Source organism: Agrobacterium sp. A3-95 (assembly GCF_053521785.1).
In genome coordinates, this window is record NZ_JBNWDR010000011.1 from 26,815 (window position 1) to 49,852 (window position 23,038).

Sequence of the window (23,038 nt, forward strand, 5' to 3'; positions counted from 1 at the left end):
GTGATCACAGCGAGATCCAGTACTTTTCGAGCACGTCCAGATCTGGTTCGAATCCGATACCGTGCGTCTCTTCGACTGGGATGATGCCCTTGACCGGTTGGGGCGTGCGCTTGGCGACCCAGGCTTCGGGATCGACGTAGAGATATTCAAACAGGCCGGCATTTTCCGTGGCGGCGGCCAGCTGCAGGGTCGCGTGGTATCCCGGCCCGAAATAGGGAGAATGCGGCATGATGGTCAGTCCCCGTTGCTTTGCAGCTTGGGCGATCGCGACAAATTCGGACACACCGCCGACCTTAGTCACACTGGGTTGTGGATAATCGACGGCTGACATCAGCCGCTCGAATTCGAATGCGGTACATGCATTCTCTCCAGCCGAAAGGCCGACGCCGTGGCTGCGCAGCTGCGCCATCGAAGCGAAGTCCTCCGGAGGGAAGACAGGCTCCTCTAGCCACAGCGTGTCGAGCGCGGCAAGCTCCGGCAGATAGGCATTGGCTCGCTCGACCGTCCAGCTGCAATTGACATCGACGGTAAACCGCATCGACGGATCGATGGCTGCCCGAGCGGCACGGATTTCCGGCATGGTGATTTCATGCAGCTTCAGCGTCCCATAACCTTCCGAGCAGGCTTTCTCGGCAAACCGCGCGACCGTATCGCTGTCGCCGTAACGCACCAGGCTGGCATAAGCCGGAACGCTGTCGCGCGGGGTTGTCGAAAGCAATCTGGCCAGCGACATTTCCGCAGCTTTCGCCTTCAGGTCCCAAAGGGCGATATCCACGCCCGACAAGGCAAAAATGGTGATACCATAACGGCCGAAGAGTGCCAGCTTGCGTTGCACTTCTAGATTAAGCGCGGCGGGATCGTCTATGTCCCGCCCGATCAGGATTGGCGCGATCATGTCTTTCACCGCATGGGCAACGGCGCGATAGCAAAAATAGCTGAACGCCTCGCCCCAGCCGACCAACCCCGTGTCAGTTGTGATTTTTACCAGCACCAGATCGAGCGTGTTCCAGGACTGAGGCGTGATGCCTGTACCCTTGCCGCCATCCCGGAACGGGATGCGCGCGACAATCGGCTCTACGGATATGATCTCCATGTTATAAATTCTCCTTTACCACTCGAAGATCCGGCTGATCGGACTTTTGAATTCGTTGTTGGAGAAATGGCCACCGATGGCATGCGTGCCGACGAGGTTTGGGTCCTCTGGCGGTCCCGCCATAACCTCGCCGGCGTACTGCTCCGAATTGTCCTGCGGCTTGTAGCCCAAGGAAAAAGCTGAGGAGTTATCAAAGAACGTACGATCATTGCCAGAAACGCCATATCCGACCGCATATCGCAGGTCCGGATGCTCAAGGCCTATGGTCACCAGCTGGGCGAGGTCGCGCCAGCTCGTCCAGATCGACATTCGACGCCGATCTTCGGGCCTAGTGAACGCGCGGCCAATCCGAATGCACAGCACACGCAAGCCGTACTTATCCGCATAAAGGGCCCCGGCCTGTTCTCCGAAAGCCTTGGTAAGCCCGTAACGGCTGTCGGGGCGCGGCAGAACGTTGACTCCTATGCGGCGCTGCCTTGGATAATAGCCGACCACGTGATGCGAGCTTGCATAAACCACGCGCTCGACGCCGCATTCGCGCGCGGCCTCGAAAACGTTAAAGGCGCCGCGAATATTGCCGTCGATCTGGTCGTCGATCCCAGCATCGGTCGTGCAGCCGGCAAGATGGATGACCCCGTCTACACCGGTCATCGCCGCCTTCAGCGCCGGATAGTCGACGATACTGCCTTCAACGACGTCATCTTCGCCCATGAGGGTCTCGGTCCTGAGATCCATGAGGCGAAAGTCGAACCGGCTGCCGAGTTCGCGTCGCAGCCCCGTTCCCACTTCGCCGGCAGCGCCGGTGATCAAGATTTTCATTGCGTTATCCAACCTGTAGACTTAGCCCGATGTGGGTGCCGGTCCGGAAACCGGCACCGCCTTCGTCTTTCACTTCGCTGCGGCTTCCTTTACGCCCTCAGGCAGGTCGATGCCCTGATAATCCTTGTAGAGCTTGGGCAAAGTGCCGTTCTGCATATTGGTCTTTACCCAGGCGTCGACCCACGCGCGAAGCCCGTCCTCGCCCTTTTTCATGCCTATCCCGTGCAGATTGGTGCGCAGGACAATCTTGGCTTCGAGAACCTTGGAGGGATCCCGCTTCTGGATGGTCTGGTTGAGGCTGAGCGACTGGGCCGCGATATCCATCTGACCGCTAAGGATCGAGGTCACCGTAGTCGCCTCGTCGTCAAAGCGGACGATCTCGACGCCAGCGGGAACCATCTTGGTGACGTCGCTGTCCATGATTGTCCCGCGCGCTACGGCGATCCGCCTGCCTACCAGATCGTTGAGATCAGTAATCTTCATCCCCACGGGCGCGGAGATCGCGGTCGACGTTCCCGAATAGGGCAGCGAAAAATCGACGACCTTCTTGCGCTCGTCGGTGATGGTCATGGCTGCGACCACCAGATCGGCCTTGCCGGTCAAAAGAAGCGGGATGCGATTCGCGCCGTTGGTTTCGACGACGACCATCTCGACACCTAGATCCTTGGCCAGAAGCTTAGCAGTCTCGTATTCGGAACCGGTCAGTTGGAGCTTGTCGTCTTTGAACGACCATGGCGGCAATCCAGGATCAATCGCGATCCGAATCTTTCCAGCCGCTTTGATATCCGCAAGGGTATCTGCATGCGCCAGGCCGGCGCTTCCCATAAACGGAAGAGCCATCAAGAGCGCTGTCATCATTCTTCTGGTGGTTTTCATTGCTTCCTCCTCCAAGCCGCGATGCGGCTATTCCTCAAAACTCAGTGGTCGGCCGCGATGAAATCCGCGAGTTCCGGCGTCGCCGGCGTCGTCAGGATTTCCGGGCCGCCTATCTCGTGCACACGGCCGCCATGCATGTAGATTACCTTGTCGGCGACGTTGCGCGCGAACTGCATCTCGTGGGTGACCAGAACCATCGTCATGCCCTCCTTGGCGAGCGCCTCCATGACCCGCAGCACCTCGCCCGTCAGCTTGGGATCGAGTGCCGACGTGACTTCATCGAACAGCATCAACTTGGGCTGCATCGCCAGGGCGCGGGCAATCGCGACGCGCTGCTGCTGTCCACCCGATAGCTGCTCCGGATAGGCGCCGAGTTTTTCCGAGAGCCCGACTTTACCAATAACTGAGGCTGCGATTTCGCGGGCCGCCGTCTTTGAAATCCCTTTGACAAGGCGCGGACCCAGCGTGACGTTTTCCTCAACAGTCAGATGCGGAAAGAGGTTGTAGCTCTGGAAAACGATCCCGACATCCTTGCGCAGATCGCCCAAGTCGATCTGCGCGTCGTGCAAGGCATGCCCGCAAACGTTCAGCTCACCGCTATTAATCTTCTCCAGCCTGTTCATACAGCGCAGCGCCGTGCTCTTACCGGATCCGCTCTGACCAATAATGGCCACGACCTCTCCGCGATTGACATCGAATGTCACCCCTTTCAGAACCTTGACTGCTCCGAAGGATTTTTCGACGTTCTTGAGTTCAACGATTGGCGACATTTAGTTTTTTCTCCAGAGCGCGGGATTTCAGCGACAGCGGATAGCAGATCAGGAAGTAGAGAAGACCCGCAAGACCGAAGTACAGAAATGGCTCAAACGCAGAGTTGTTGATAACTTTCGCATTGTAGGAAAGCTCGGTGTAGCCGACGACCAGCGAGGACACCGAGGTGTTCTTTACGATGATCACCATGAATCCGACGGTTGGCGGTGTTGCGATCCGCATCGCCTGCGGAAGAATGATCCGCGTCATCCGCTGCCACCGCGTGAAGCCGATGCACTCGGCAGCTTCCCACTGCGCCTTGGGCACGGATTGAAGGCAGCCATACCAGATTTCACCGAGATAGGAGCTTGCGAATATGGCCATCGCCAGGGTCGCAGCAACCAGCGCCGGCATGGATTCGAAGCCCAAAAGGCTCGGCCCGAAATAGCAGATCCCCATTAACACGAGCAGCGGTACGCCCTGTATTCCGCGCGTATAGAGGCCGGCGACGAAGGACACGGTCGGCGACGGCGAGATTCGAGCAAGGCTGACGACAAAGCCGACGATGCCTCCGAAGATGAATGTCAACGCACTTAGGATTACCGTCCCGAGCAGTCCCTCGAGCAGGAAAACGAGAAATTGGGTATTCATGACGATCCGGCTCCTTACAGCGGCGTGCGCAGCTTGCGGCGGCGGGTGAAAAGGATCATTCCAAGCGCGCCGAAAGCCAGCCGCATGAGGACGGTCAAGGCTAGGTACATTACCCCAAGCGCTACGAAGACCTCGAAATTGCGGTAGGTTTCGCTTTGAACCCTGTTGGCGATGCCGAACAGCTCTTCCACACCCACGGCCGACAACACGCTCGACCCCAACATCAACAGGACGTACAGGCTCGTCAGGCTCGGATAGACCCGCTCCATGGCCGGACGCAGGATGACGTGCAGGAAGATCTGATAGCGCGAAAGACCGATGCATTCCGCCGCCTCGATCTGACCGGGCTTGATGGACTGGATGCCGGCACGCATTACCTCCGTGGTATAGGCACCGACATTAACCACCAGCGCGAAGACCGCACCGACCATGATGGGCAACCGCAGGCCGGCACTCGCCAATCCAAAAATTAGGAAATAGCTTTGGATCAGGAGCGGTGTATTGCGGATGACCTCCACATAACCGCCGACAACCGCCTGAAGCCACCCTGGCCCGCTTGTGCGGGCAACGGCGCAGAGTGTTCCGAAAAGAAAGCCGGCGATGGTGGCCCAGAATGCCAAGATGAGCGTGATCCAGGCACCGTGCAGCAGGATCGGCCAATACGCTAGGACGGCCCAAAAATCGAAACTATAGCTCATTTGGACATGCCACCCACATAAGTGAGGCCGCAGATTGCCGCACCGGCACCGGCCGCCGTGCGCCCGGATTTCAATGTATCGCTTACCAAACCGTCCCCTCCCGAAGTGATGCACCTAATTCCCACAATATGGCACATACGTCAACTGAAAATATTGAATGCGTGCGATCTTGTGCCATTATTCCCGATATATGCGATTTATCGAAGCATTTTCTTGACTCTCTTTCGTATTTTGGGAATTAATCGCCAACCCTTGGAGGGGTTGATTTGTCATTTAGGAATGACAAATCACATTGTGGGACATTGGAGGAAACATGAAAATTCGTTTTATGATAACTGCCGCCGCTGTGGCCTTCGCATCGGTTGCGCATGCGGCGTCTGTGGAGAGCATCAAAACTGCGGGCGTGATCCGTGTTGCGATGGATGAAACAGCCAAGCCTTTTGCTTATCGTGATAGCGCCTTGAAACTGGTAGGTTCGGATGTCGATGTCGCTGAAGGGATCGCCAAGTCGCTGGGAGTCAAGCTCGAGGTCATCGCGGTCAGCAGTCCGAACCGCATTCCCCAGTTGCTTACGCGCAAAGTCGACATCACGATCTCCACCCTGACAAAAACACCAGATCGCGCAAAGGTTGTCGACTTCACCAAGTTCTATTCAGCATCGTCCGTTGTCGTTAGCGCGGCGAAGGGCATCGACATCAAAAGCCTAGCCGATCTGGCCGGAAAGCGGATCGCGGTCACGCGCGGCACAACCTTCGACCAGAAGTTGACTAGTGTTGCACCTGCGAACACAGAGATTGTTCGCTTTGACGGCGAAGACACTACGACCACCGCTGTTGCATCAGGCCAGTTCGATATCATAGCGCAATCAATCGCCCTCTTGCCGAACCTTCAGGCCAAGAATCCGTCCAAGAACTTCGAGGTCAAGTTCGTTATCGAGGACGTGCTCTTCGGCATCGGCGTCAACAAGGGTGATGACGAACTTCGTTCATGGCTGGACACGTGGATCACGCACGGTCTGGCCGATGGAACGCTCAATGCGATTTACAAGGCCCATCTGGGCCGTGACCTGCCAGACGGCGTCATCAAACAGCCCAACTAGCTTTTGCGAGCTAACGCAAACACTGCCCACGATCGACCTGACGGCACCAAGGAAACCTCAGGACGGTCGTGCGGATGCGAAATGCAAATTGAAGCCGCCGACGATGGCCACACACCGCGTGGCGCAACATCGCACTGGCATGAGAATGTACGATCGAGCCCCTTGTCGGACTCCACCAACTTGGCAGCGGAGGATAGCGGGAAACTGCGCACTCCTCATAGCTCAGGAAAAACGGGCCACACTGTAAGGGTCTGTGAAAAGTCTAACGCCGCACTGTATAATCGTCCGCCGTCACAGAAAATATGAGGATGCGATTGCACATCACGACGGTTGATGCTGCGACGCCAATTCTCCGGTCAGGAACTGGGCGCGTCCCCATCCGAACGACCAGTCATCATCTGTATTCTGGACGATTGAGACCATGACATCCGAGGAAGCGATCCCACAGGCTTCGGCAAGGGCGGCGCACAGGATTTCGTAAAAATCCGTTTTTTCCTGCTGAGTGCGAGGCCGGGTGACTACCTCAAGCAAAACGAAGCTCGTAGTTCGCGGAATATCGAGGCCCGTGTCGAGCGCCCGGAAATGCGACGGCTCGTGTTCATTCAGTATCTGATACAAATCCCGATCCGGAACGTTGAAGGCCCGAACCATCGCTTGATGAACCGCGTCGAGCAGTGTTTTTACTTCAGCGGACGAACGTCCCTTGAGGACATGGATTTTCATCAGCGGCATGTTTTCTCTCCGGAATTTCGCTCAGGCATCACGTTCCATGATCCACTTCACCGCCGGATCGGCGACAAAGCGCCATTTGCGCAGCGGGCCCGCCATGACGTTGAGATAATACATCTCGAAGCCGTGAGGTGCGCCACAGGGATGGTGGCCACGCGGCACAAGGACCACATCACCATCCTTGACCGCCATGGTTTCATCGAGAACACCGTCATCGGTGTAGACGCGCTGGATGCCGAAACCGTCAGCTGGGTTCAGACGATGGTAATAGGTCTCTTCGAGATAGGTGATATTGGGAAAGTCATCCTCGTCATGCCGGTGCGATGGATAGCTCGACCAGTGCCCGGCCGGCGTGAATACTTCTGTCACCAGAAGACTGTCGCAATAATCCTCGTTTTCCATGGCAATGTTGTTGATATGGCGGGTGTTGGTGCCCTTGCCGCGTGTGGTCAAAGTAATACCATCAGGCCCGATCCGGCGCGCCTTGTGACCGCTTTTGCCGGGCGCAGAACATACTGCGATGATGCAATCCGTTGTCGCCGTTGCCGTCCAGTTTTCGCCATCGGGCAGATAAAGGCAATGCGGCGGTGTTTTCTCAAACACATTCATCCGTTCGCCAAGTACGCCCCAGTCGGTGCCTGCTGCGTTGAAGGACGCCTTGCCTTCCACCATCACCAGAATGACCTCATTGCTGCCGGTTTCTTCACCCACCTGTTCTCCCGCCCGCAGCCTGTAAAGCGAGAAACCGACGTAACGCCAGCCAGCCGATTGGGCGGTGATTTCGTGCACCTTTCCGTGGGTGCCAAAGGGTTTGCGAAGCAGATCGGCCATCATGATATCTCCTGTTATCGGGCCACCGCAGCTGCTGCTGCGGTGGAGTTTTTCGCTGCTCAGTTGATGCGCTGGCGTGCGGTATTGGCGTCGTATTTGGCGCGCGCCGCCTTGAGCTTGTCGGTATCACCGACTTCAGGCACGGCGACATCCCACCATCCGCCACCAATGCCAGCGCCGGTTTCAGCCTCTGTGTCGATGACGATAACTGTCGGGATATTCCGATCTCTCGCCGCCACGAGTTCGGCTTCCAGTCCGGCAATATCGGCCACCTTGAGAGCATGCGCGCCCATCGAAGCGGCATGCGCGACAAAATCGATTTGCGGCTGCACTTCGATATTGCTGTCCTTGTACATGTTGTTGAACTCTGCCCCACCGCACTCCTGCTGCAAGCGGTTGATGCAGCCGTAACCGCGGTTATCGGTCAACACGATGGTGAACGGCACCTGCATCATCACGGCCGTCGCAAGTTCGGAATTGGCCATCATGTAGGAACCGTCGCCAACAAAGCAGACGACATCCTTGCCCCTGTCGGCAAGTTTGATACCGAAGGCGCCGGCCACTTCGTAACCCATGCAGGAATAGCCATATTCCATGTGGTAACCATTGCTGGCCGCGCGCCACAAAACCTGCAGCGCACCCGGCATGGTGCCAGCAGCACACATGGCAACGGTGTTGTCCTCGGCCTGACGCAACACGGCACCAATCACATGCGCGTCCGATGGCAGGAAATTGGCACCCTCATCCTCAGGCGCTGCAAGCACGCTATCCGACAGTTTGAACCAGGCATTCCGGGCAGCATAATCCGGATCGGCAAAACGATGATTGCCCAGACCTGATGACAGGCGTTTCAGTGCTACCTTGGCATCTGACACCAGCGGAATGGCACCATGTTTTGCGGCATCATATCCGGTCAGATTGATGGAGACGAGTTTTCGGTCCGGATTGGCAAATGCCGTCCAGCTGCCGGTGGTAAAATCCTGAAAGCGCGTACCAACACCCAGGATTAGGTCGGCATCGGCGGCGATAATGTTACCGCAATCCGTGCCGGTCACACCGGGTGAACCGAAATTCAAAGGTTCTTGCCAGTCAATTGCGCCCTTGCCAGCCTGTGTCTCGACCACGGCGATATTGTGCTGCCTGGCAAAGTCCAGAAGATCACCTTCGGCACCAGAATATAGAACGCCACCACCGGCGACGATGACCGGATTGCGCGCCGCCTTCAACGCGGCCACCACATCGTCCACTTCGCGGGGGTCAGGCTCTGGCCGACGAATACGCCAGACCTTCGCGTCAAAGAAACTTTCCGGCCAGTCATAGGCCTCGGCCTGCACGTCCTGGCAAAAGGCCAGTGTGACCGGGCCACAATTGGCAGGATCAGTCAGCACCTGCATGGCGCGTGGCAGTGCCGACAGCAGATGTTCAGGCCGGGTTATCCGGTCGAAGTAGCGGCTAACGGGACGGAAGCAGTCGGTCACGCTCATCGTGCCGTCTTCAAAGTCTTCGATTTGCTGCAAAACCGGATCAGGACGACGGTTGGCGAAGACATCACCGGGAATAAACAGCACCGGCAAACGATTGACATGGGCGAGTGCCGCCGCCGTCACCATGTTGGTTGCACCCGGGCCGATCGACGAGGTAATCGCCATGGCCCGGCGGCGACGTTTGGTCTTGGCATAAGCAATCGCCGCATGCGCCATGGTCTGTTCGTTCTGACCACGCCATGTCGGAAGCCTGTCCTGAATACCGTGCAATGCCTCACCAATGCCTGCCACATTGCCGTGGCCGAAGATAGCCCAGACACCATCGATGAAGCGCTCACCGTCTTCATTCATCTGAACAGACAGCCAGCGGAACATCGCCTGTGCTGCGGTCAAACGGATCGTCGTCATATCAATTCCCCTTCGCGGCTAAACGTGCCGCATCCCAAATCTCGCAAAGTCTGGTGTAACGCCGCGCCATTTCAGCGATGGCTGCCGCATCCTCCATCTCACCGTTCAACCAATCGCGTGCGACCTCGGCAAAGATGGTCCGTCCAACGGCAAAACCCTTGACCAGCGGATAGCTGGCAGCAACCTTGAAGCTGGCGGCAAGCTCCTCTTCCGGCGCCTCAAGGCCCAGCACCACGATGCCGCGTGTATTGGGGTCATTGTCGGTAATGGCCGCACACGCTTTTTCCCAGGCAGCAGCGCTCTTCATCGGCTCCAGTTTCCACCAGTCCGGATAGATGCCGATCTCGTAGAAGCGCCGAATCAGGGTTGCGGTTGTCTCGTCATCCACCGGCCCGACCTTGGAGGGAATGATCTCCAGCAGGAACTCCAGCCGGTTGCGACGCGCCGACGAGAACAGTCGGCTAATTGTCGCCTCCTGTTCAGCCCGCATCTCCGGTGTGTCATCGGGGTGGCAGAAGCACAGCACCTTGACGACGTTTTCCAGCGCCCATTCATTCAGGCCGCCATAGTCGGGACCAAGTTCCGGCTCCAGCGCAAGCGGGCGAGACCCCGGCCATTCAACCGGCCTGCCGATCCACAGTCCCGTGCCGGACGCAGTATGAAGTGCGTCACGGCCAAGGCGATTATCGCAAAGAATGCCGTAACCTGATCGTCCCTTTTGCACCTCAAGGGCTGCCTCAAGGCAAAGTTGCTTGAAGTGACCGATTTTTTTGGCTGTAGCGCCCTTCATTGCCTCAAGTTGCATCCGGTGATCAAAGGCAAAGACCCGCATGGTCGACCAGTCATTATGACGGTTGGTCGCCCAGTGTATTTGCTCGAGTTGCACGTCCTTGCGAAGCGCCTTTTCTCTGACCCCGCGCTGTAAAAAGAACTGCAGTTCCTCAAGGGATGGATAGGCAGGCGTGCAACCATGGCGGCTTACGGCAAAGGCGCCGCAGGCATTTGCGTATTCAAGCGCCTTCGGCCAGGTCGCATCTTCAAGCCAGCCCTTGATCAGGCCCGACATGAAGCCATCACCCGCCCCCAGTACATTGAACACTTCAATGGGAAAACCAGGGCCGCTTTCACCCTCATCAAGACTATCAGGCACAGCACCCGTAAAGGCGACGGCGCCGGCCGCACCACGTTTGCACACCAGAACGGCGTTCGAGACGGCACGCACGGCACGCAATGCGGCGATCGTATCGGTCGAACCACCGGCAATATGGAATTCTTCCTCCGTGCCGACGATGAGATCGAACAGATGTAGATGGCTCTGCAATTTTGCCGTCACGAGGCTGCTCTCGATGAAGCGGCTTTCGCCGTCACCATGACCAGCCAGCCCCCAGAGATTGGGGCGGTAATCAATGTCGAGGCCCACACGACCGCCATGTTTGCGGGCAAGAGTAATCGCCTTGAGAACAGCACTTTCGGTTCGGGGGTGACTGAGATGAGTACCGGTGACCACCAGTGCACGGCTTTCGGCGACAAAAGCCTCATCAATATCGTCTTCGCACAGCGCCATGTCGGCGCAGTTCTCGCGGTAGAAGATCAGCGGGAAACGTTCCTCATCGCGAATGCCGAGCAGAACTAGCGCCGTCAACCGTTCGGGATCGGTTTTGACGCCACGCACGTCAACGCCTTCCTTTTGCAATTCTTCGCGAATGAAACGGCCCATATGTTCGTTACCCACACGGGTAATCAACGCCGATTTCAGGCCAAGGCGCGCCGTTCCTGCCGCCATATTGGTGGGCGAACCGCCAATATATTTCTGGAACGAGCCCATGTCTTCCAGACGGCCACCAATCTGTGAACCGTAAAGGTCAACCGATGAGCGGCCAACAGTGATGACGTCCAAGGTTTTGTTCATACTGTGCTTCCCTATGGCCGTCTTTCAGATGTGACGGACCGTCTTGCAGTCCCGCTCTCAAAGCAGGACGGACATCAATTCAAAAAGCGATATCTGCCGGTGATCAGATCAGGACCGTACGTCCTTCCTGTGCCGAGACCCGCGCCGCATCCATAACGGCCAGCGCTGCCGCAGCCTCACCTGCGGTGACGGGTGGTGGTTGCTCACCTCTCACGGCAGCGGCAAACCCTTCGTAGTAGTGATGATAACAACCCTGCTGCGACGGTATTTGCCGCTCGGCATTGCGGGTACGCAGTGTTCCCCAACGGTCCGGCTGTTCAAATCCCCATGAGGCACGATCATCGATAGGGCGCTGTCCGGCAAAAATTGCCTGCGTCTGAACATCCGTCCCCATGGCGACATAACTGCCATTCTCGCCATAGGCCCTGAACTCGCGTGTGGTCAGGCGGTTCAGCTTGCTGGCGGAAAGATGGGAGTGTACACCGCTTGCGTGAAGCAGGTTTAGTACAAAACTGGCATCGGTCTGTCCCTGCGATGTCTCGACCTCATCAAGATAGGCGGACACGCTGACAACGGGTCCCAGGAGCCACAACATCTGATCAACGAGATGGCTGCCGAGATCACGAAGCAGACCGCCGGTCGGCCCACCCTCCAGCGTCGACGGATCATCAAACTCCATGCGTGAGTGGATACGCCAGAGTTTGCCCAGTTCACCGGAGCGGATGACCTCCCGCAACGTCAGGACATCTGCGTCGAAACGGCGGTTATGGTACACGGCCAGCACCACACCTGCCTTTTTTGCAGCCTCGTCCAACTCCCGAGCCACCGCCGCACTGGGAGCGAAAGGTTTGTCGGCAACAACATGCAATCCGGCTGCGATCGCTTCGAGAACCAGATCACGGCGGGTTTGCGGCGGCGTGGTTATGGTCACCGCTTCGACACCTCCAGCGGCAATCATCTCCGCAAGACTGCCATATACAGGAACGCCGGGAAGATCGAATGTGACGCGCGCGACGGTTTCTGGAGCCCGTGCGACGACACCGGCCAGTTCAATGCCATTTGCCGCGGCAATGTAAGGCGCATGAAAATGCCGCCCGCCCGTGCCATATCCGACCAATCCGATCCGCATGTCGGTATCCTTCCCTGAACCTTACTTCTTCCAGTATTTGTCGACGTATCTCTGCGTCTCGGTCCGCATGAACCGAGCGCTCTCTTCGGCACGGTCCTCCCAGGCAAAAACGCAATTGGAGAGAACGCCGTCAAATTTCATGTCTGCCAAGGTCGAGAAGAAGACGTCCCAATCAATCTCGCCCTGACCGAAGTCAGTGTGCTGGTGCACGCGCACCTTGGAACCGGGTGGGTTGACGATGTAACGCAGTTGCGAAGACTTGTTGTGATCATAGGTGTCGGCAAGCCGTACATGCACCAGATGACCCTGCGTTGCCCGCAAATTGGCCTCCATGTCAGGACCATAAAAGAACGTATGCGGCGCAATGAACGATGCTTTCACGGCCTTGGAATTGATGGTCTTGATGATGTCGATTGCAGGTGCAATCTCCTCGATCCAGTCCTCGGGGTGCGCTTCAAGTGACAGCGTCAGCCCTTCCCTTTCGAGAATAGGCACCAGCACATCCATGGCGCGGAAGAACCAACCCTCGCAGGTCTCCGGACGATGCATACCGGAACGATCATTGAGGCTGCGGTCTGGCGACCCGCCGCGCCCGAACTCGGAAACGAACATCGGGCATTCCATCTCGACGGCAATCTCGATGGCGCGTTTCCAGTTGTCGATCGCCACCTCCCACTCGTCAGGATAGGGGCTGGACCAGCGATACATCGGCTGCAGCGTCGCCAGTCCAACGCCATGATCCTTCAACGCCTTTTTGAAGGTTTTTACACGCTCGGGGTACACTTTCGGGCGCGTCCACCAGGACAGGAAATCAGGACGGGGCGACAGTTCCACAAAGTCGTAGCCCAGTTCCGCAGTTTTCCGGCAGGTTTCTTCAAGAGAAAGGTGACGGATCATATGGGGGTCAAGCGTGTGTTTCATCAACGTTTCCTCGCCTCAAAGAGTGTTGTGATCAGGCCGCCGAGCGTGTTGGCTGCAGATCGTAAAAGGCCGGACGATTGTCAATCTTGATCGGAACGATCTGGCCGGAATGTTTCGCTTCCACGCACGCATCCGCGGTGACGGAGGCAAAATAACCGTCCCAGGCGGTTGGCCCGCGCACGACGCCAGCCTTGACGGACTCGATCCATTCCTGAAGTTCAACATCGTAACTGTCGATGAATCGCAGCTTCCAGTCCTGCAGGATTTCGTGGCTGAGCCTGGCGTCCTTGCGGGTCAGCACGCTCATCGGCTCCGGCAGATAACCGATGCCATCTTCACCAACGACCTGGCACTGGATGTCATAGCCATAGGGGCAATTGACGAAGACCTCGACATCGATGCGGATGCCCTTTTTCGTCTCGAGCAGCAGCATGTGTGGATCATCAAGATCCTTGCGTGCATGTTTTGTCTTGCGCGGCATGATGACCTGCGCGGAAACGTAGTCATCATCCAGCAACCAGCGCAGCACGTCGATTTCATGCGGGAAGGAATCGGTAATGGCCATGTCGCCGGCATAAACATCCGGAACGCTTGGATTGCGGTGCGCGCAATGAACCATCAGCGGTTCACCAAGATTGCCGTTGGTGATCTGCTCCTTCAACAGGCGGTAGCTCTTGTCGTAGCGGCGCATGAAACCGACCTGAACCAGGTGCCGACCGCTGGCGACTTCGGCGTTGACGATGTTGAGGCATGCCTCTGCAGTGGTTGCCAGAGGCTTTTCACAAAACACAGGCTTGCCAGCGGCAATGGATGCAAGCACAAACTCTTCATGGGTCGGGCCCCAGGAGGTGACGACAATTGCATCGACGTTCGGATCATTGATCAGCGACTGACCGCTGTCATGAACGCGGGCAGCGGGCGTCAACCGCTGGGCAATTGTCGTGGCCTGAGCCTTGTTGATGTCGTTGACTGCAACGACAGTCGATCCGACAAGTTTATTGTGAAGGCGCTCAATATGCTCCTGGCCAATAGCGCCGGTTCCGATAACACCGATCTTGAGGGTCATGTAACGTGTTCCTGATGGGAGATGTCAGTCAAAGTCGCGGGGGAGAGCGAGCTTCAGGGTTGTGAGGGATTTTTTGACGCCGAGCAGCGGATCCATGCCGGCATCTTCCATTTCCAGACTGACGGGACCGTCATATCCGGCCATTCTGGCGACAGCGAAAAACTCCTTCCACCACTGCACATCATGGCCATGACCAAGTGCGACGTAGTTCCAGGACCGCTTGACGATATCGTTGATCCAGTAGGTATCGATCAGGCCGTTGGCTTCAGCCAATGTCCGCTCCAGCCTGACATCCTTCGCATGCATGTAATGAATGGCATCACCAAGCAGTCGCACAGCCGCGATCGGATCTCCGCCCATCCACATGTGATGGCTTGGATCAAAATTCATGCCGATGACCGGATCGACATGCTCACGCAGCCGCAACATGTTGGCTGGATTATGGATCATCGTGGCGCCAAGATTTTCGATGGCAACACGAATGCCGCAGTCCTTCGCCAGCACAGCCGCCTGCTGGAAGTAAGGGATCAGCACATCGTTCCACTGGTAATCAAGCGCGGCGACCTGCTCTGGCAGAATGACATGGGTGATCCAGTTTGGCAGTTCGTCCTTCGGTGTGCCACCGGGGCAACCGGACATCATCACGACGGTTTTGACACCGAGTTTTTCGGCAAGACGGAAGGTCTTTTCAACGACAGCGCGATGTTCTGCTCCGCTTGGGCCGGGATGCAGCTGGTTGCCGGAGCAATTCAGGGCAGAGATCGTCAACTGACGCCGCTCGAGTGCGGCGAGGAAATCTTTGCGTGCCTGTTCACTGTCCAGGAGGTCATCGAGGCGCAAGTGCGGTGCTTTCGACCAGTTTCCGCAGCCCAACTCCACGGACTCGAAGCCCAGTTTTGACACCGTGTCGAGCATATCTTCGAAGGGAAGGTATCCGAGAATGTCGGTTACCAGACTTAAGCGCATCATTTTATGGGCTCCGAATAAGTGACTGAAGAGGTATGTGCGTGCCGAAGCGTCCGCCCCGACACGCATCTCGGGAGGAATTATTTCGTCATGTACTGGTCGACATTGTCCTTGGTGATGGACTCGAACGGCACGAGCTTTTCGTCAGGAGGGGTCTCACCCTTCTTGATCGACTCGACCACCTCGAAAGCCGCCTTCGCCTGGCCGCCAGCATTCTGGAAGATGGTCTGGGACATTTCGCCAGCCTTGATGGCGTGCAGTGCATCCGGCACACCGTCGACACCGGAAATCATCACACCTTTCAGACGATCGGCACTCTGCAGGGCTTCACGCGCGCCAAGTGCCATCTGGTCATTGGCCGCAATGATCGCGTCGAACTTCGGGAAGCTCTGGATCCAGTCTTCCGTGACCTTCATGCCTTCTGCACGGTCGTAATTGCCTGAGAGGTTCGCGAGGATTTTGACGTCAGGACGGCCGAGGTTTTCTTCAAAACCCTTGAGACGTTCCTGGGAGTGGTAAAGGCCAGGTGTGCCCTGAAGGTAAAGGATCTGGGCGTCCTTCGGGAGGTTGGCTTTCATGTACTCGGCCTGCATCTTGCCGGCATCGATGTTCTTCGAGCCAACGAAGGTGAACTTGCCACCGGCCGACTGAATACCGAGAGCAACGACGGGAATGCCCGCTTCGTTTGCCTTTTCAACGCCGGGGACAATGCCTTCGTAATCTACGGGCACAACCACGATCACATTGACTTTCTGGGCGATCAGGTTGTCGATCTGGTCAAGCTGCTTGCTGGCGTCATTGTTGGCGTCGGTGAACTTGATCTCGACATCAGGATCCGAATTGGCAGCCTCGATGAAGGCATTCTTGCGGGCCATGACGAACACGTCGGTGTCAGCCATGTTGGCATAACCAACGACAAATTTGTCGGCTGCAAAGGCGCTTGAGGTGGAAAGTGCCGCTGCGGATACAGCGCAGGCGAATGCAAGCTTGGCAATAAATTTCATCTGGGTCTCCTCCCGTTGATGGTTTGGTATTTCATGGCGCACGAGCGCCGACACATAAGTCTGTCGTCCGCGAGGATGTATTTGTCCTCGCGAAACACTGCGGATCAGGCCTTCTTTTTGCGTGGGGCTGATTTCGTCCAGACATCAAGGATAACCGCGATTGCGATGATCAGACCCTTGATGACCTGCTGCCAGTACGAGCTGACATTCATGAGGTTGAGGATGTTGTTGATGACACCGATGATCATCGCGCCAATGACGGTTCCGGTGATCGTGCCTGTGCCGCCCATCAGGCTGGTGCCGCCAACGACCACTGCCGTGATGGCATCGAATTCATAGCCGACCCCACCCGCTGGCTGGCCGGAATTGATACGAGACATCAGAACGATACCGGCGATACCGCACAGAATGCCGTTGAAGATGAATGCCTTCACGACAATGCTATCTGGATTGATGCCAGAGGCACGAGCTGCCCGTTCATTGCCACCGACGGCATAGACGTAGCGGCCGAACTTGGTCTTGTTGAGCAGCACCCAGGAGACAATGATAAAGGCAATGAGGATGAGAACGGAGATCGGCACCGGTCCAATCGAGCCCTGCCCGATGATCTTGAAATCGCCAAGACCGGTGACTGGCGAGCCGCCTGTGTACAGCAGCACGGCTCCGCGTGCGACCGTGGTCATCGCCAGCGTCATGATGAATGACGGAATGCGAAAGAAGGTGATGACGAAACCGTTTATCAGGCCGGTAAACATGCCCACCACCACACCGGCGGCAACCGCCAGCGTAATACTTCCGGTCATTGCCATGACGCTTGCCGAGATAACGCCACACAGCGCCAGCACCGACCCAAGCGACACGTCAATATGCCCGAGAATGATGATGAAGGTCACACCGCAGGCCAGAAGGCTGACCACAACGACCTGACGCAACACGTTGGTCAGATTGGCTTCCGTCAGGAAGGTCGGGCTAAGCAGCGACGCCAGAATACAGATACCGACAAAGATCAGTATCGTTCCGTATTTGCGATAGATCGCGGCAAAATCGACCCCGCCCGATTTGGGCGTTGTTTTGGCAGGCGCGGTCGTCGCCATTGGTTCGATACTCATTGATGTCCTCCCGTTGCAAGGCGCATGATGCTTTCCTGATTGGCCTCGCTTCTTGTTAGTTCGCCAGCGACCCTGCCCTCTGCCATCACCACCACGCGGTCGCTCATGCCGAGAATTTCCGGCAGCTCGGACGAGATCATGATGATGGCGAGGCCTTGACGCGCGAACTCGCACATCAGGCGATGGATTTCGGATTTGGATCCGACGTCGATACCGCGCGTCGGCTCATCAAGGATGAGAAGTTTCAGGTCGCCCAGCAGCCATTTCGCCAGAACGATTTTCTGCTGGTTTCCACCACTCAGGTTCTCGACGATCATGGCCGTGTCTGGCGTCTTGATCTGCAGCATCTTGATCATGCGCTGCGCAGCGGTTTCTTCCTGCCGTTCGCTCACAAACAGGCCACCGGCAAATTTTTTGAGGTTGGCGAGCGAGATGTTCTCACCAACAGAGCGGCAAAGGACCAGCCCTTCCGCCTTGCGGTCTTCAGAGACCATCGCGATACCGTTCTTGATCGCATCTGCCGGAGATTTCAGCTGAAGGCGGCTGCCATTCAGGGTCAAAGACCCGCTGGTCGCGGCATCGAGGCCAAAAATCACCCGAGCCACTTCAGTGCGGCCGGCGCCGATCAGACCGGACAATCCGACGATCTCTCCGGCGCGCACATTAAACGTCACATCGTCAAAAACACCGTCGCGACCCAGCCCATCAACGGACAGAACGACATCACCAATCGGAACCTCTTCTTTGGGGAAGATATTCGAGATGGTTCGCCCGACCATTTGGGAGATCAGTTTGCTCTCGTCATAGTCACTTGCAGGTGCCGTCGCGATGAACTGGCCATCGCGCATGACGGTAATGTCATCGGCAATTTGAAAGATTTCATCCATTTTATGGGTGATGTAGATGATCGCGACGCCAGCTGCCTTGAGATCGGCAATCTGCCGGAACAGCAACGCCACTTCCGTGTCGCTGATGGCCGATGTCGGTTCATCCATGATGACCAGTGATGCCTGGCGCGAGATGGCCTTGACGATCTCGATCAATTGCATTGCAGCAATCGAGAGATCACGCATCTTGGTCTCAGGGGAGTATTTCAGCCCGATCCGCTCCAGCAGGGCTTTGGTGTCAGCATTCATTTTCGCAAAGTCGACAAACCCGGACAGAAAGCCCTTCTCCGCCACAGCCGGTTCGCGCCCCAGGAAGATGTTTTCAGCAATCGTCATTTCCAGAACCGGGCTAAGTTCCTGATGGATCATCGAAATGCCGCGCTCCAGCGCGCTCGACGTATTCTGGCTGTCGAGTGTCTCGCCCTTGAAAAGGATCTCTCCGGCATCAATCGTGTAAGCACCGCTGATAATTTTCATCAGCGTGGATTTGCCGGCACCATTCTCACCTACCAGCACATGAACCGTACCGGCTCGCACCTTCAGGTTCATGCCATCCAGTGCAAGTACACCAGGGAATGCTTTGGTGATGTCGCGCATTTCAAGAACGGCGATCTCGTTCCGCGCATCGCTGCCCGCAACAGGACGCAGCAATTCGTTGGCCGCAGGCATACGCCTCTCCTCCCACAATCCGTCTTTTTCGACAGAATTTTTTGACTAGCTGTCTCCTCCAGCCCACATGGAAAGCACCACATTTCATCTGTCATTGTCAATTTGGCTCTGGATTTTTCTCCCAAAATCTCCCATAATTACTTTCATTTCGTGGGAGACATAGATGAGCAGACCAACGATCGCCGATCTGGCAAAAGCCGCAAATGTAGGGGTTTCAACGGTCGATCGTGTCTTGAATGGTCGTGACCCGGTCAAACCTCAAACAGCAGAACGTGTGCTTCGGGCGGCGGAAGAAATCGGCTTTCATGGTGTCACCGCCATCAAACGAAGGCTTGAAGTTGAGAAGCCTGTGATCAAGTTTGGCTTTCTGCTGAAGCAGTCACACCGCAAACTTTACCAGATGTGGGCTGAGGTGCTGTCACAGGCGGTTGAGAGTTATCCTCTGGCGCACGGGCGGGCCATCATTCGTTTCGTTGATGAACTGGCACCGGAAAATACCGCCAATGCATTGCTGTCAATGAGCCGGGACGTTGACGCGATCGGCATCATTACGTCGGATCATCCGCAAATTAATCATGCCGTCGATGGCCTTGAAGCAGAAGGCATCCCGGTGTTCACAATGATCTCTGACCTGACGGCGCGCGGGCGCGCGGGATATGTCGGCAATGACTGTGTCAAGAAGGGCAGAACTGCAGCTTGGTTCATCGACAATGTAAACCCAACGCCCGGCAAGGTCGCGGTTTTTGTGGGCAGCCACCGTTACCTGTCGCAGGAACTGTGCGAGATGGGGTTCCGCTCGTACTTCCGTGAAAGTGAACGGGAGTTTCAAATGATGGAGACGTTGGGCACTGCGGAAGAACCCGATATCGCCTATGAGTTAACGCGCAACTTGCTGCAGGAACACGACAACTGGGTCGGCCTCTATGTGGCAGGCGGCGGCGTGACAGGCGTGATGAGAGCAATGCGGGATACCGATACTCCGGCAGCGCGACGCCTTGTTGTCATCGCACATGAGTTGACGAATGAAACGAGAGCCGGCTTGGCCGAGGGTTTGATCAAGGTGGTGTTATCGCACCCCGCACGACTGCTTGCGGATACGCTTGTCCGGGCGATGGCCGAAGCACTGGATACGCACCGCTCGCCGACTGTCTCGCAGCATATGCTGCCGTTTGAAATATACACAGCAGCGAACATCTAATAGTTGAAACGCATCATCCTGAAAGGAGCCTCGCTCAAGGGCAGCTACAAATGATGAAAAGATCGCTCCCGAAACCATGGCACTCGGATCTGTGAACGACGTCGGTCATCATGCGTCTTTGCCTACGGTCAAAGCGATTTCGGCCAACCTGCGGGACGCCAACGAGAACCACGTCGATTTTGGGAATGCGCTGCTATGTTGGTTGATCGCCGACCACGAAATGCTGAATTGCCAACGCACCAAGGTTGAGAAGTGAAAAGTATTTTGTAGCCACATCGCCCACCTAGCGTGCCAGCGCTCAGTGCCAACACCGCTCCGGCTTCACAGGTCGACCGGCGTCGGGAGTGGTCTGTTGCCGTAAAATGCTGCAAGATTGTCCATGACGCACGCGAACATCGCCTGCCGCGTCTCAAAAGTTGCGCTAGCGACATGCGGCGTGAGAACCGCGTTGTCGAGCCTGAAGAAACGCGGGTCGATCGCGGGTTCGTTATCGAACACGTCGAGACCTGCGCCGGCGATGGACTTGTGTTCCAACGCGTGCAGCAGGTGATTCTGATTCACCAGCGACCCACGTCCGACATTGATTAGGTACCCCGAAGGGCCGAGAGCGTTCAGGATGCGTGCATCGACGATCCTCGATGTTGCAGGTGTCGCCGGGGCGCAAAGGATGAGAAACTGCGACTGCGTTGCCAGCGCCTCCAAATCATCGACGCGCTGCCAATGCGCAGCGCCGGTTGCCGAGCGACTGGTATAGACGACCTCCATCGAAAATGCCTCTGCCCTGCGCGCCACCGCCTGCCCGATCAAGCCCATGCCGAAGATGCCGACCATCTTTCCCGAAACCTTGTGAGAGAGCGCAAAGCGCTCGCTTGTCCAGCGCCCGGCGCGCACGAAACGATCTGCCAGGACGACGTTTCTAGCGACGGAGAGGACTAGCCCCATCGCCAAGTCCGCAACGTCGTCAACCAGCACGCCCGGGGTATTGGTCACGCAGACATTATGCCGTCGGCAATAGTCCAGATCGATTGCATCGGTACCAACGCCGTTGACCACGACGAGTTTCAAGTTGGGAAGCGTCGAAAGCAGGTCCCGCCGCGCACCGGTACCGCCATTGGTGACGAGGCACGATATGGCGGCGCGTTCTGTTGGGCTTGCCTGGAAGGCGCTGTCCGGTGCCGGTGTACACGCGAAGGAATATGCCTGCCCCAGCTGTGCGATTCCGTCCGGCGTCAGCGGGTCGACGATAAGGATTGAGGGCAGTGACATGTCGGCTCCATTCCTGTTTCCCATGCGCTGGCCGCCTTGCTGTTTCTTTGACGCATGGCTGCGGACAGGTTCCTTCACTGTGTTTCTTGCAGACTGGCGGAGAAACGGAAATAGACTTGTGAAGACGGCGAGCCATGCCGTTCATATTGTGGTCAAAGCGGCGCATGCGCGAGGAGAGCGGCGTTGTCGCTCTCCTCGCCGAAGCCCAAGATTCAGCGCTTGCCGACTACGTAACTGTCCTGCGTCCAGGCAATCGCCTGTTCGCTCAGGCTGAAACCGAGGCCGGGACGATTGGGAACGATCATACGCCCATCCTTGATCTGCAGGCGCTCGTTGAACATGGGCTCAAGCCACTCGAAATGCTCGACCCATGGCTCGCGCGGATAGGCGGCTGCTAGATGCAGATGGATCTCCATCGCGAAATGCGGCGCGAGCTTCATTCCAGCATGGTCCGCGTGCGCCATGATCTTCAAAAAAGGCGTGATGCCGCCGACCCGGGGTGCGTCGGGCTGGATGAAGTCGCAGGCGCGCTTTTCGATGAAGTCAAGGTGCTCGAATGGGCTGGTGAGCATCTCTCCCGTCGCCACCGGCGTGTCGAGGATCGCGGCAAGCTGGGCGTGCCCCTCGGAATCGTAGCAGTCCAGCGGCTCCTCGATCCAGGTGAGGCTGTACTGTTCGAGCGCGCGGCCGACGCGTGCCGCCGTCGTGCGATCCCATTGTTGGTTGGCATCGACCATCATCGATGCCCGGCCGGCGATGCGGTCGTGTACGGCCTCGACACGGGCGAGATCGATCATCGGATCGGGCTGGCCAACCTTGATCTTGATGCCGCCGATGCCGGTCGCAAGAGACTGGTCGACACGGTCGAGCACTTCCTCGATCGGGCTCGACAGATAGCCGCCCGACGTATTGTAGCACCTGACGCTGTCGCGGTGTGCACCGAGCAGCTTGGAAAGCGGCAGGCCGGCGCGTTTTGCCTTCAGGTCCCAAAGGGCAATGTCGAAGGCGGCGATCGTCTGCGTGGTCAGCCCCGTCCGCCCCATCGAAGCCCCCGCCCAGACAAGCTTTTCCCAGATGCGGGCAATGTCGTTCGGGTCCTCGCCGATGAGTTCGCCGGCAATTTCCTTGGCATGGGCATACATGCCCGGCCCGCCAGCGCGCTTGGAATAGCCGAAGCCGATGCCGCTATGGCCTTCACGGGTGGCAATCTCGACGAAAACGAAGGCAATCTCGGTGAGCGGCTTCTGGCGGCCGGCGAGCACCTTCGCATCGCTGATCGGCGCATGCAACGGCAGGACAACATAGGACGGCTTGACCCAGACGATCGAGTCCGTCGAGGCCTCGCCGCGCGGCAGCCCGGCGTTCAGCGGGTTGGCGGCGATGAAAGGCTTGCGCGGTGTTGCGATATTCATTGAATGTTCCTCCTTGATAACTCATGGAGAATTCTAGACTTCAAATCCATACCGGTCCAAGACT

At 57.2% G+C, this 23,038-nt stretch carries 21 protein-coding genes; 2 read left to right on the top strand and 19 right to left on the bottom strand.

Annotation, left to right across the window (positions count from 1 at the left end):
• Positions 1 to 4: 4 nt before the first annotated feature.
• The 6 genes from ACQZ5Y_RS23815 to ACQZ5Y_RS23840 all read right to left on the bottom strand — a co-directional run bounded on the left by ACQZ5Y_RS23815 (position 5) and on the right by ACQZ5Y_RS23840 (position 4,887).
• Positions 5 to 1,093, bottom strand: a complete 1,089-nt coding sequence (locus tag ACQZ5Y_RS23815; RefSeq protein ID WP_121557896.1) for a mandelate racemase/muconate lactonizing enzyme family protein — start codon at positions 1,091 to 1,093, stop codon at positions 5 to 7.
• A gap of 15 nt (positions 1,094 to 1,108) precedes the next feature.
• Positions 1,109 to 1,912, bottom strand: coding sequence for an NAD-dependent epimerase/dehydratase family protein (locus ACQZ5Y_RS23820; RefSeq protein WP_121557895.1), 804 nt, complete (start codon positions 1,910 to 1,912; stop codon positions 1,109 to 1,111).
• A 69-nt stretch (positions 1,913 to 1,981) separates the two neighbouring features.
• A complete protein-coding gene (locus ACQZ5Y_RS23825; protein ID WP_121557894.1) occupies positions 1,982 to 2,788 on the bottom strand; it encodes a transporter substrate-binding domain-containing protein in 807 nt (268 codons plus the stop codon).
• Positions 2,789 to 2,829: 41 nt separating this feature from the next.
• Positions 2,830 to 3,558, bottom strand: a complete 729-nt coding sequence (locus ACQZ5Y_RS23830; RefSeq protein ID WP_121557893.1) for an amino acid ABC transporter ATP-binding protein — start codon at positions 3,556 to 3,558, stop codon at positions 2,830 to 2,832.
• Positions 3,542 to 4,189 (bottom strand): amino acid ABC transporter permease, encoded by a 648-nt coding sequence (locus ACQZ5Y_RS23835; protein WP_121557892.1) that lies wholly within the window; start codon positions 4,187 to 4,189, stop codon positions 3,542 to 3,544. Before ACQZ5Y_RS23835 ends, ACQZ5Y_RS23830 begins: the two co-directional genes overlap by 17 nt.
• Before the next feature lie 14 nt (positions 4,190 to 4,203).
• Positions 4,204 to 4,887 carry an amino acid ABC transporter permease gene (locus tag ACQZ5Y_RS23840; protein WP_121557891.1) on the bottom strand — a complete coding sequence of 228 codons (684 nt, stop codon included), beginning with the start codon at positions 4,885 to 4,887 and terminating at the stop codon, positions 4,204 to 4,206.
• Between the two features lie 313 nt (positions 4,888 to 5,200).
• Here ACQZ5Y_RS23840 and ACQZ5Y_RS23845 point away from each other — a divergent pair, with 313 nt between their 5' ends.
• Complete coding sequence (locus tag ACQZ5Y_RS23845; RefSeq protein ID WP_121557890.1) at positions 5,201 to 5,986, top strand: transporter substrate-binding domain-containing protein; 786 nt, start codon at positions 5,201 to 5,203, stop codon at positions 5,984 to 5,986.
• A gap of 321 nt (positions 5,987 to 6,307) precedes the next feature.
• Here ACQZ5Y_RS23845 and ACQZ5Y_RS23850 read toward each other — a convergent pair whose 3' ends face one another.
• From ACQZ5Y_RS23850 to ACQZ5Y_RS23900, 11 genes are all read right to left on the bottom strand, one after another.
• Entirely contained in the window at positions 6,308 to 6,718 is a 411-nt protein-coding gene (locus ACQZ5Y_RS23850; protein ID WP_121557889.1) for a tautomerase family protein, read from the bottom strand.
• 21 nt (positions 6,719 to 6,739) lie between these two features.
• Positions 6,740 to 7,546 (bottom strand): 5-deoxy-glucuronate isomerase, encoded by an 807-nt coding sequence (gene iolB / locus ACQZ5Y_RS23855; RefSeq protein WP_121557955.1) that lies wholly within the window; start codon positions 7,544 to 7,546, stop codon positions 6,740 to 6,742.
• Between the two features lie 59 nt (positions 7,547 to 7,605).
• Complete coding sequence (gene iolD, locus ACQZ5Y_RS23860; RefSeq protein ID WP_121557888.1) at positions 7,606 to 9,438, bottom strand: 3D-(3,5/4)-trihydroxycyclohexane-1,2-dione acylhydrolase (decyclizing); 1,833 nt, start codon at positions 9,436 to 9,438, stop codon at positions 7,606 to 7,608.
• Position 9,439: 1 nt separating this feature from the next.
• Entirely contained in the window at positions 9,440 to 11,347 is a 1,908-nt protein-coding gene (locus ACQZ5Y_RS23865) for a bifunctional 5-dehydro-2-deoxygluconokinase/5-dehydro-2-deoxyphosphogluconate aldolase (RefSeq protein ID WP_121557887.1), read from the bottom strand.
• Positions 11,348 to 11,450: 103 nt separating this feature from the next.
• Positions 11,451 to 12,476: a Gfo/Idh/MocA family protein gene (locus tag ACQZ5Y_RS23870; RefSeq protein WP_121557886.1), complete on the bottom strand. Its 1,026-nt coding sequence runs from the start codon at positions 12,474 to 12,476 to the stop codon at positions 11,451 to 11,453.
• Between the two features lie 21 nt (positions 12,477 to 12,497).
• Positions 12,498 to 13,397 (bottom strand): sugar phosphate isomerase/epimerase family protein, encoded by a 900-nt coding sequence (locus ACQZ5Y_RS23875; RefSeq protein WP_121557885.1) that lies wholly within the window; start codon positions 13,395 to 13,397, stop codon positions 12,498 to 12,500.
• A 31-nt stretch (positions 13,398 to 13,428) separates the two neighbouring features.
• Positions 13,429 to 14,463, bottom strand: coding sequence for a Gfo/Idh/MocA family protein (locus ACQZ5Y_RS23880; RefSeq protein WP_121557884.1), 1,035 nt, complete (start codon positions 14,461 to 14,463; stop codon positions 13,429 to 13,431).
• A 24-nt stretch (positions 14,464 to 14,487) separates the two neighbouring features.
• Positions 14,488 to 15,432 carry a sugar phosphate isomerase/epimerase family protein gene (locus tag ACQZ5Y_RS23885; RefSeq protein WP_121557883.1) on the bottom strand — a complete coding sequence of 315 codons (945 nt, stop codon included), beginning with the start codon at positions 15,430 to 15,432 and terminating at the stop codon, positions 14,488 to 14,490.
• A gap of 77 nt (positions 15,433 to 15,509) precedes the next feature.
• Positions 15,510 to 16,433 carry a sugar ABC transporter substrate-binding protein gene (locus tag ACQZ5Y_RS23890; protein WP_121557882.1) on the bottom strand — a complete coding sequence of 308 codons (924 nt, stop codon included), beginning with the start codon at positions 16,431 to 16,433 and terminating at the stop codon, positions 15,510 to 15,512.
• Positions 16,434 to 16,537: 104 nt separating this feature from the next.
• Positions 16,538 to 17,542 carry an ABC transporter permease gene (locus tag ACQZ5Y_RS23895; protein WP_121557881.1) on the bottom strand — a complete coding sequence of 335 codons (1,005 nt, stop codon included), beginning with the start codon at positions 17,540 to 17,542 and terminating at the stop codon, positions 16,538 to 16,540.
• The gene (locus ACQZ5Y_RS23900; RefSeq protein ID WP_121557880.1) at positions 17,539 to 19,098 is read right to left on the bottom strand and encodes a sugar ABC transporter ATP-binding protein; all 1,560 of its coding nucleotides are present in this window, start codon (positions 19,096 to 19,098) and stop codon (positions 17,539 to 17,541) included. Before ACQZ5Y_RS23900 ends, ACQZ5Y_RS23895 begins: the two co-directional genes overlap by 4 nt.
• Before the next feature lie 163 nt (positions 19,099 to 19,261).
• On the opposite strand from ACQZ5Y_RS23900, the gene ACQZ5Y_RS23905 reads away from it, so the two are divergent.
• Positions 19,262 to 20,296: a LacI family DNA-binding transcriptional regulator gene (locus ACQZ5Y_RS23905; protein WP_121557879.1), complete on the top strand. Its 1,035-nt coding sequence runs from the start codon at positions 19,262 to 19,264 to the stop codon at positions 20,294 to 20,296.
• A gap of 321 nt (positions 20,297 to 20,617) precedes the next feature.
• On the opposite strand, the gene ACQZ5Y_RS23910 is transcribed toward ACQZ5Y_RS23905, so the two are convergent.
• Together ACQZ5Y_RS23910 and ACQZ5Y_RS23915 are read right to left on the bottom strand one after the other, a co-directional pair.
• Positions 20,618 to 21,562, bottom strand: coding sequence for a 2-hydroxyacid dehydrogenase (locus ACQZ5Y_RS23910; protein WP_162995348.1), 945 nt, complete (start codon positions 21,560 to 21,562; stop codon positions 20,618 to 20,620).
• Between the two features lie 212 nt (positions 21,563 to 21,774).
• Positions 21,775 to 22,974 (bottom strand): L-talarate/galactarate dehydratase, encoded by a 1,200-nt coding sequence (locus tag ACQZ5Y_RS23915; RefSeq protein WP_121557876.1) that lies wholly within the window; start codon positions 22,972 to 22,974, stop codon positions 21,775 to 21,777.
• Between the last annotated feature and the right edge of the window lie 64 nt (positions 22,975 to 23,038).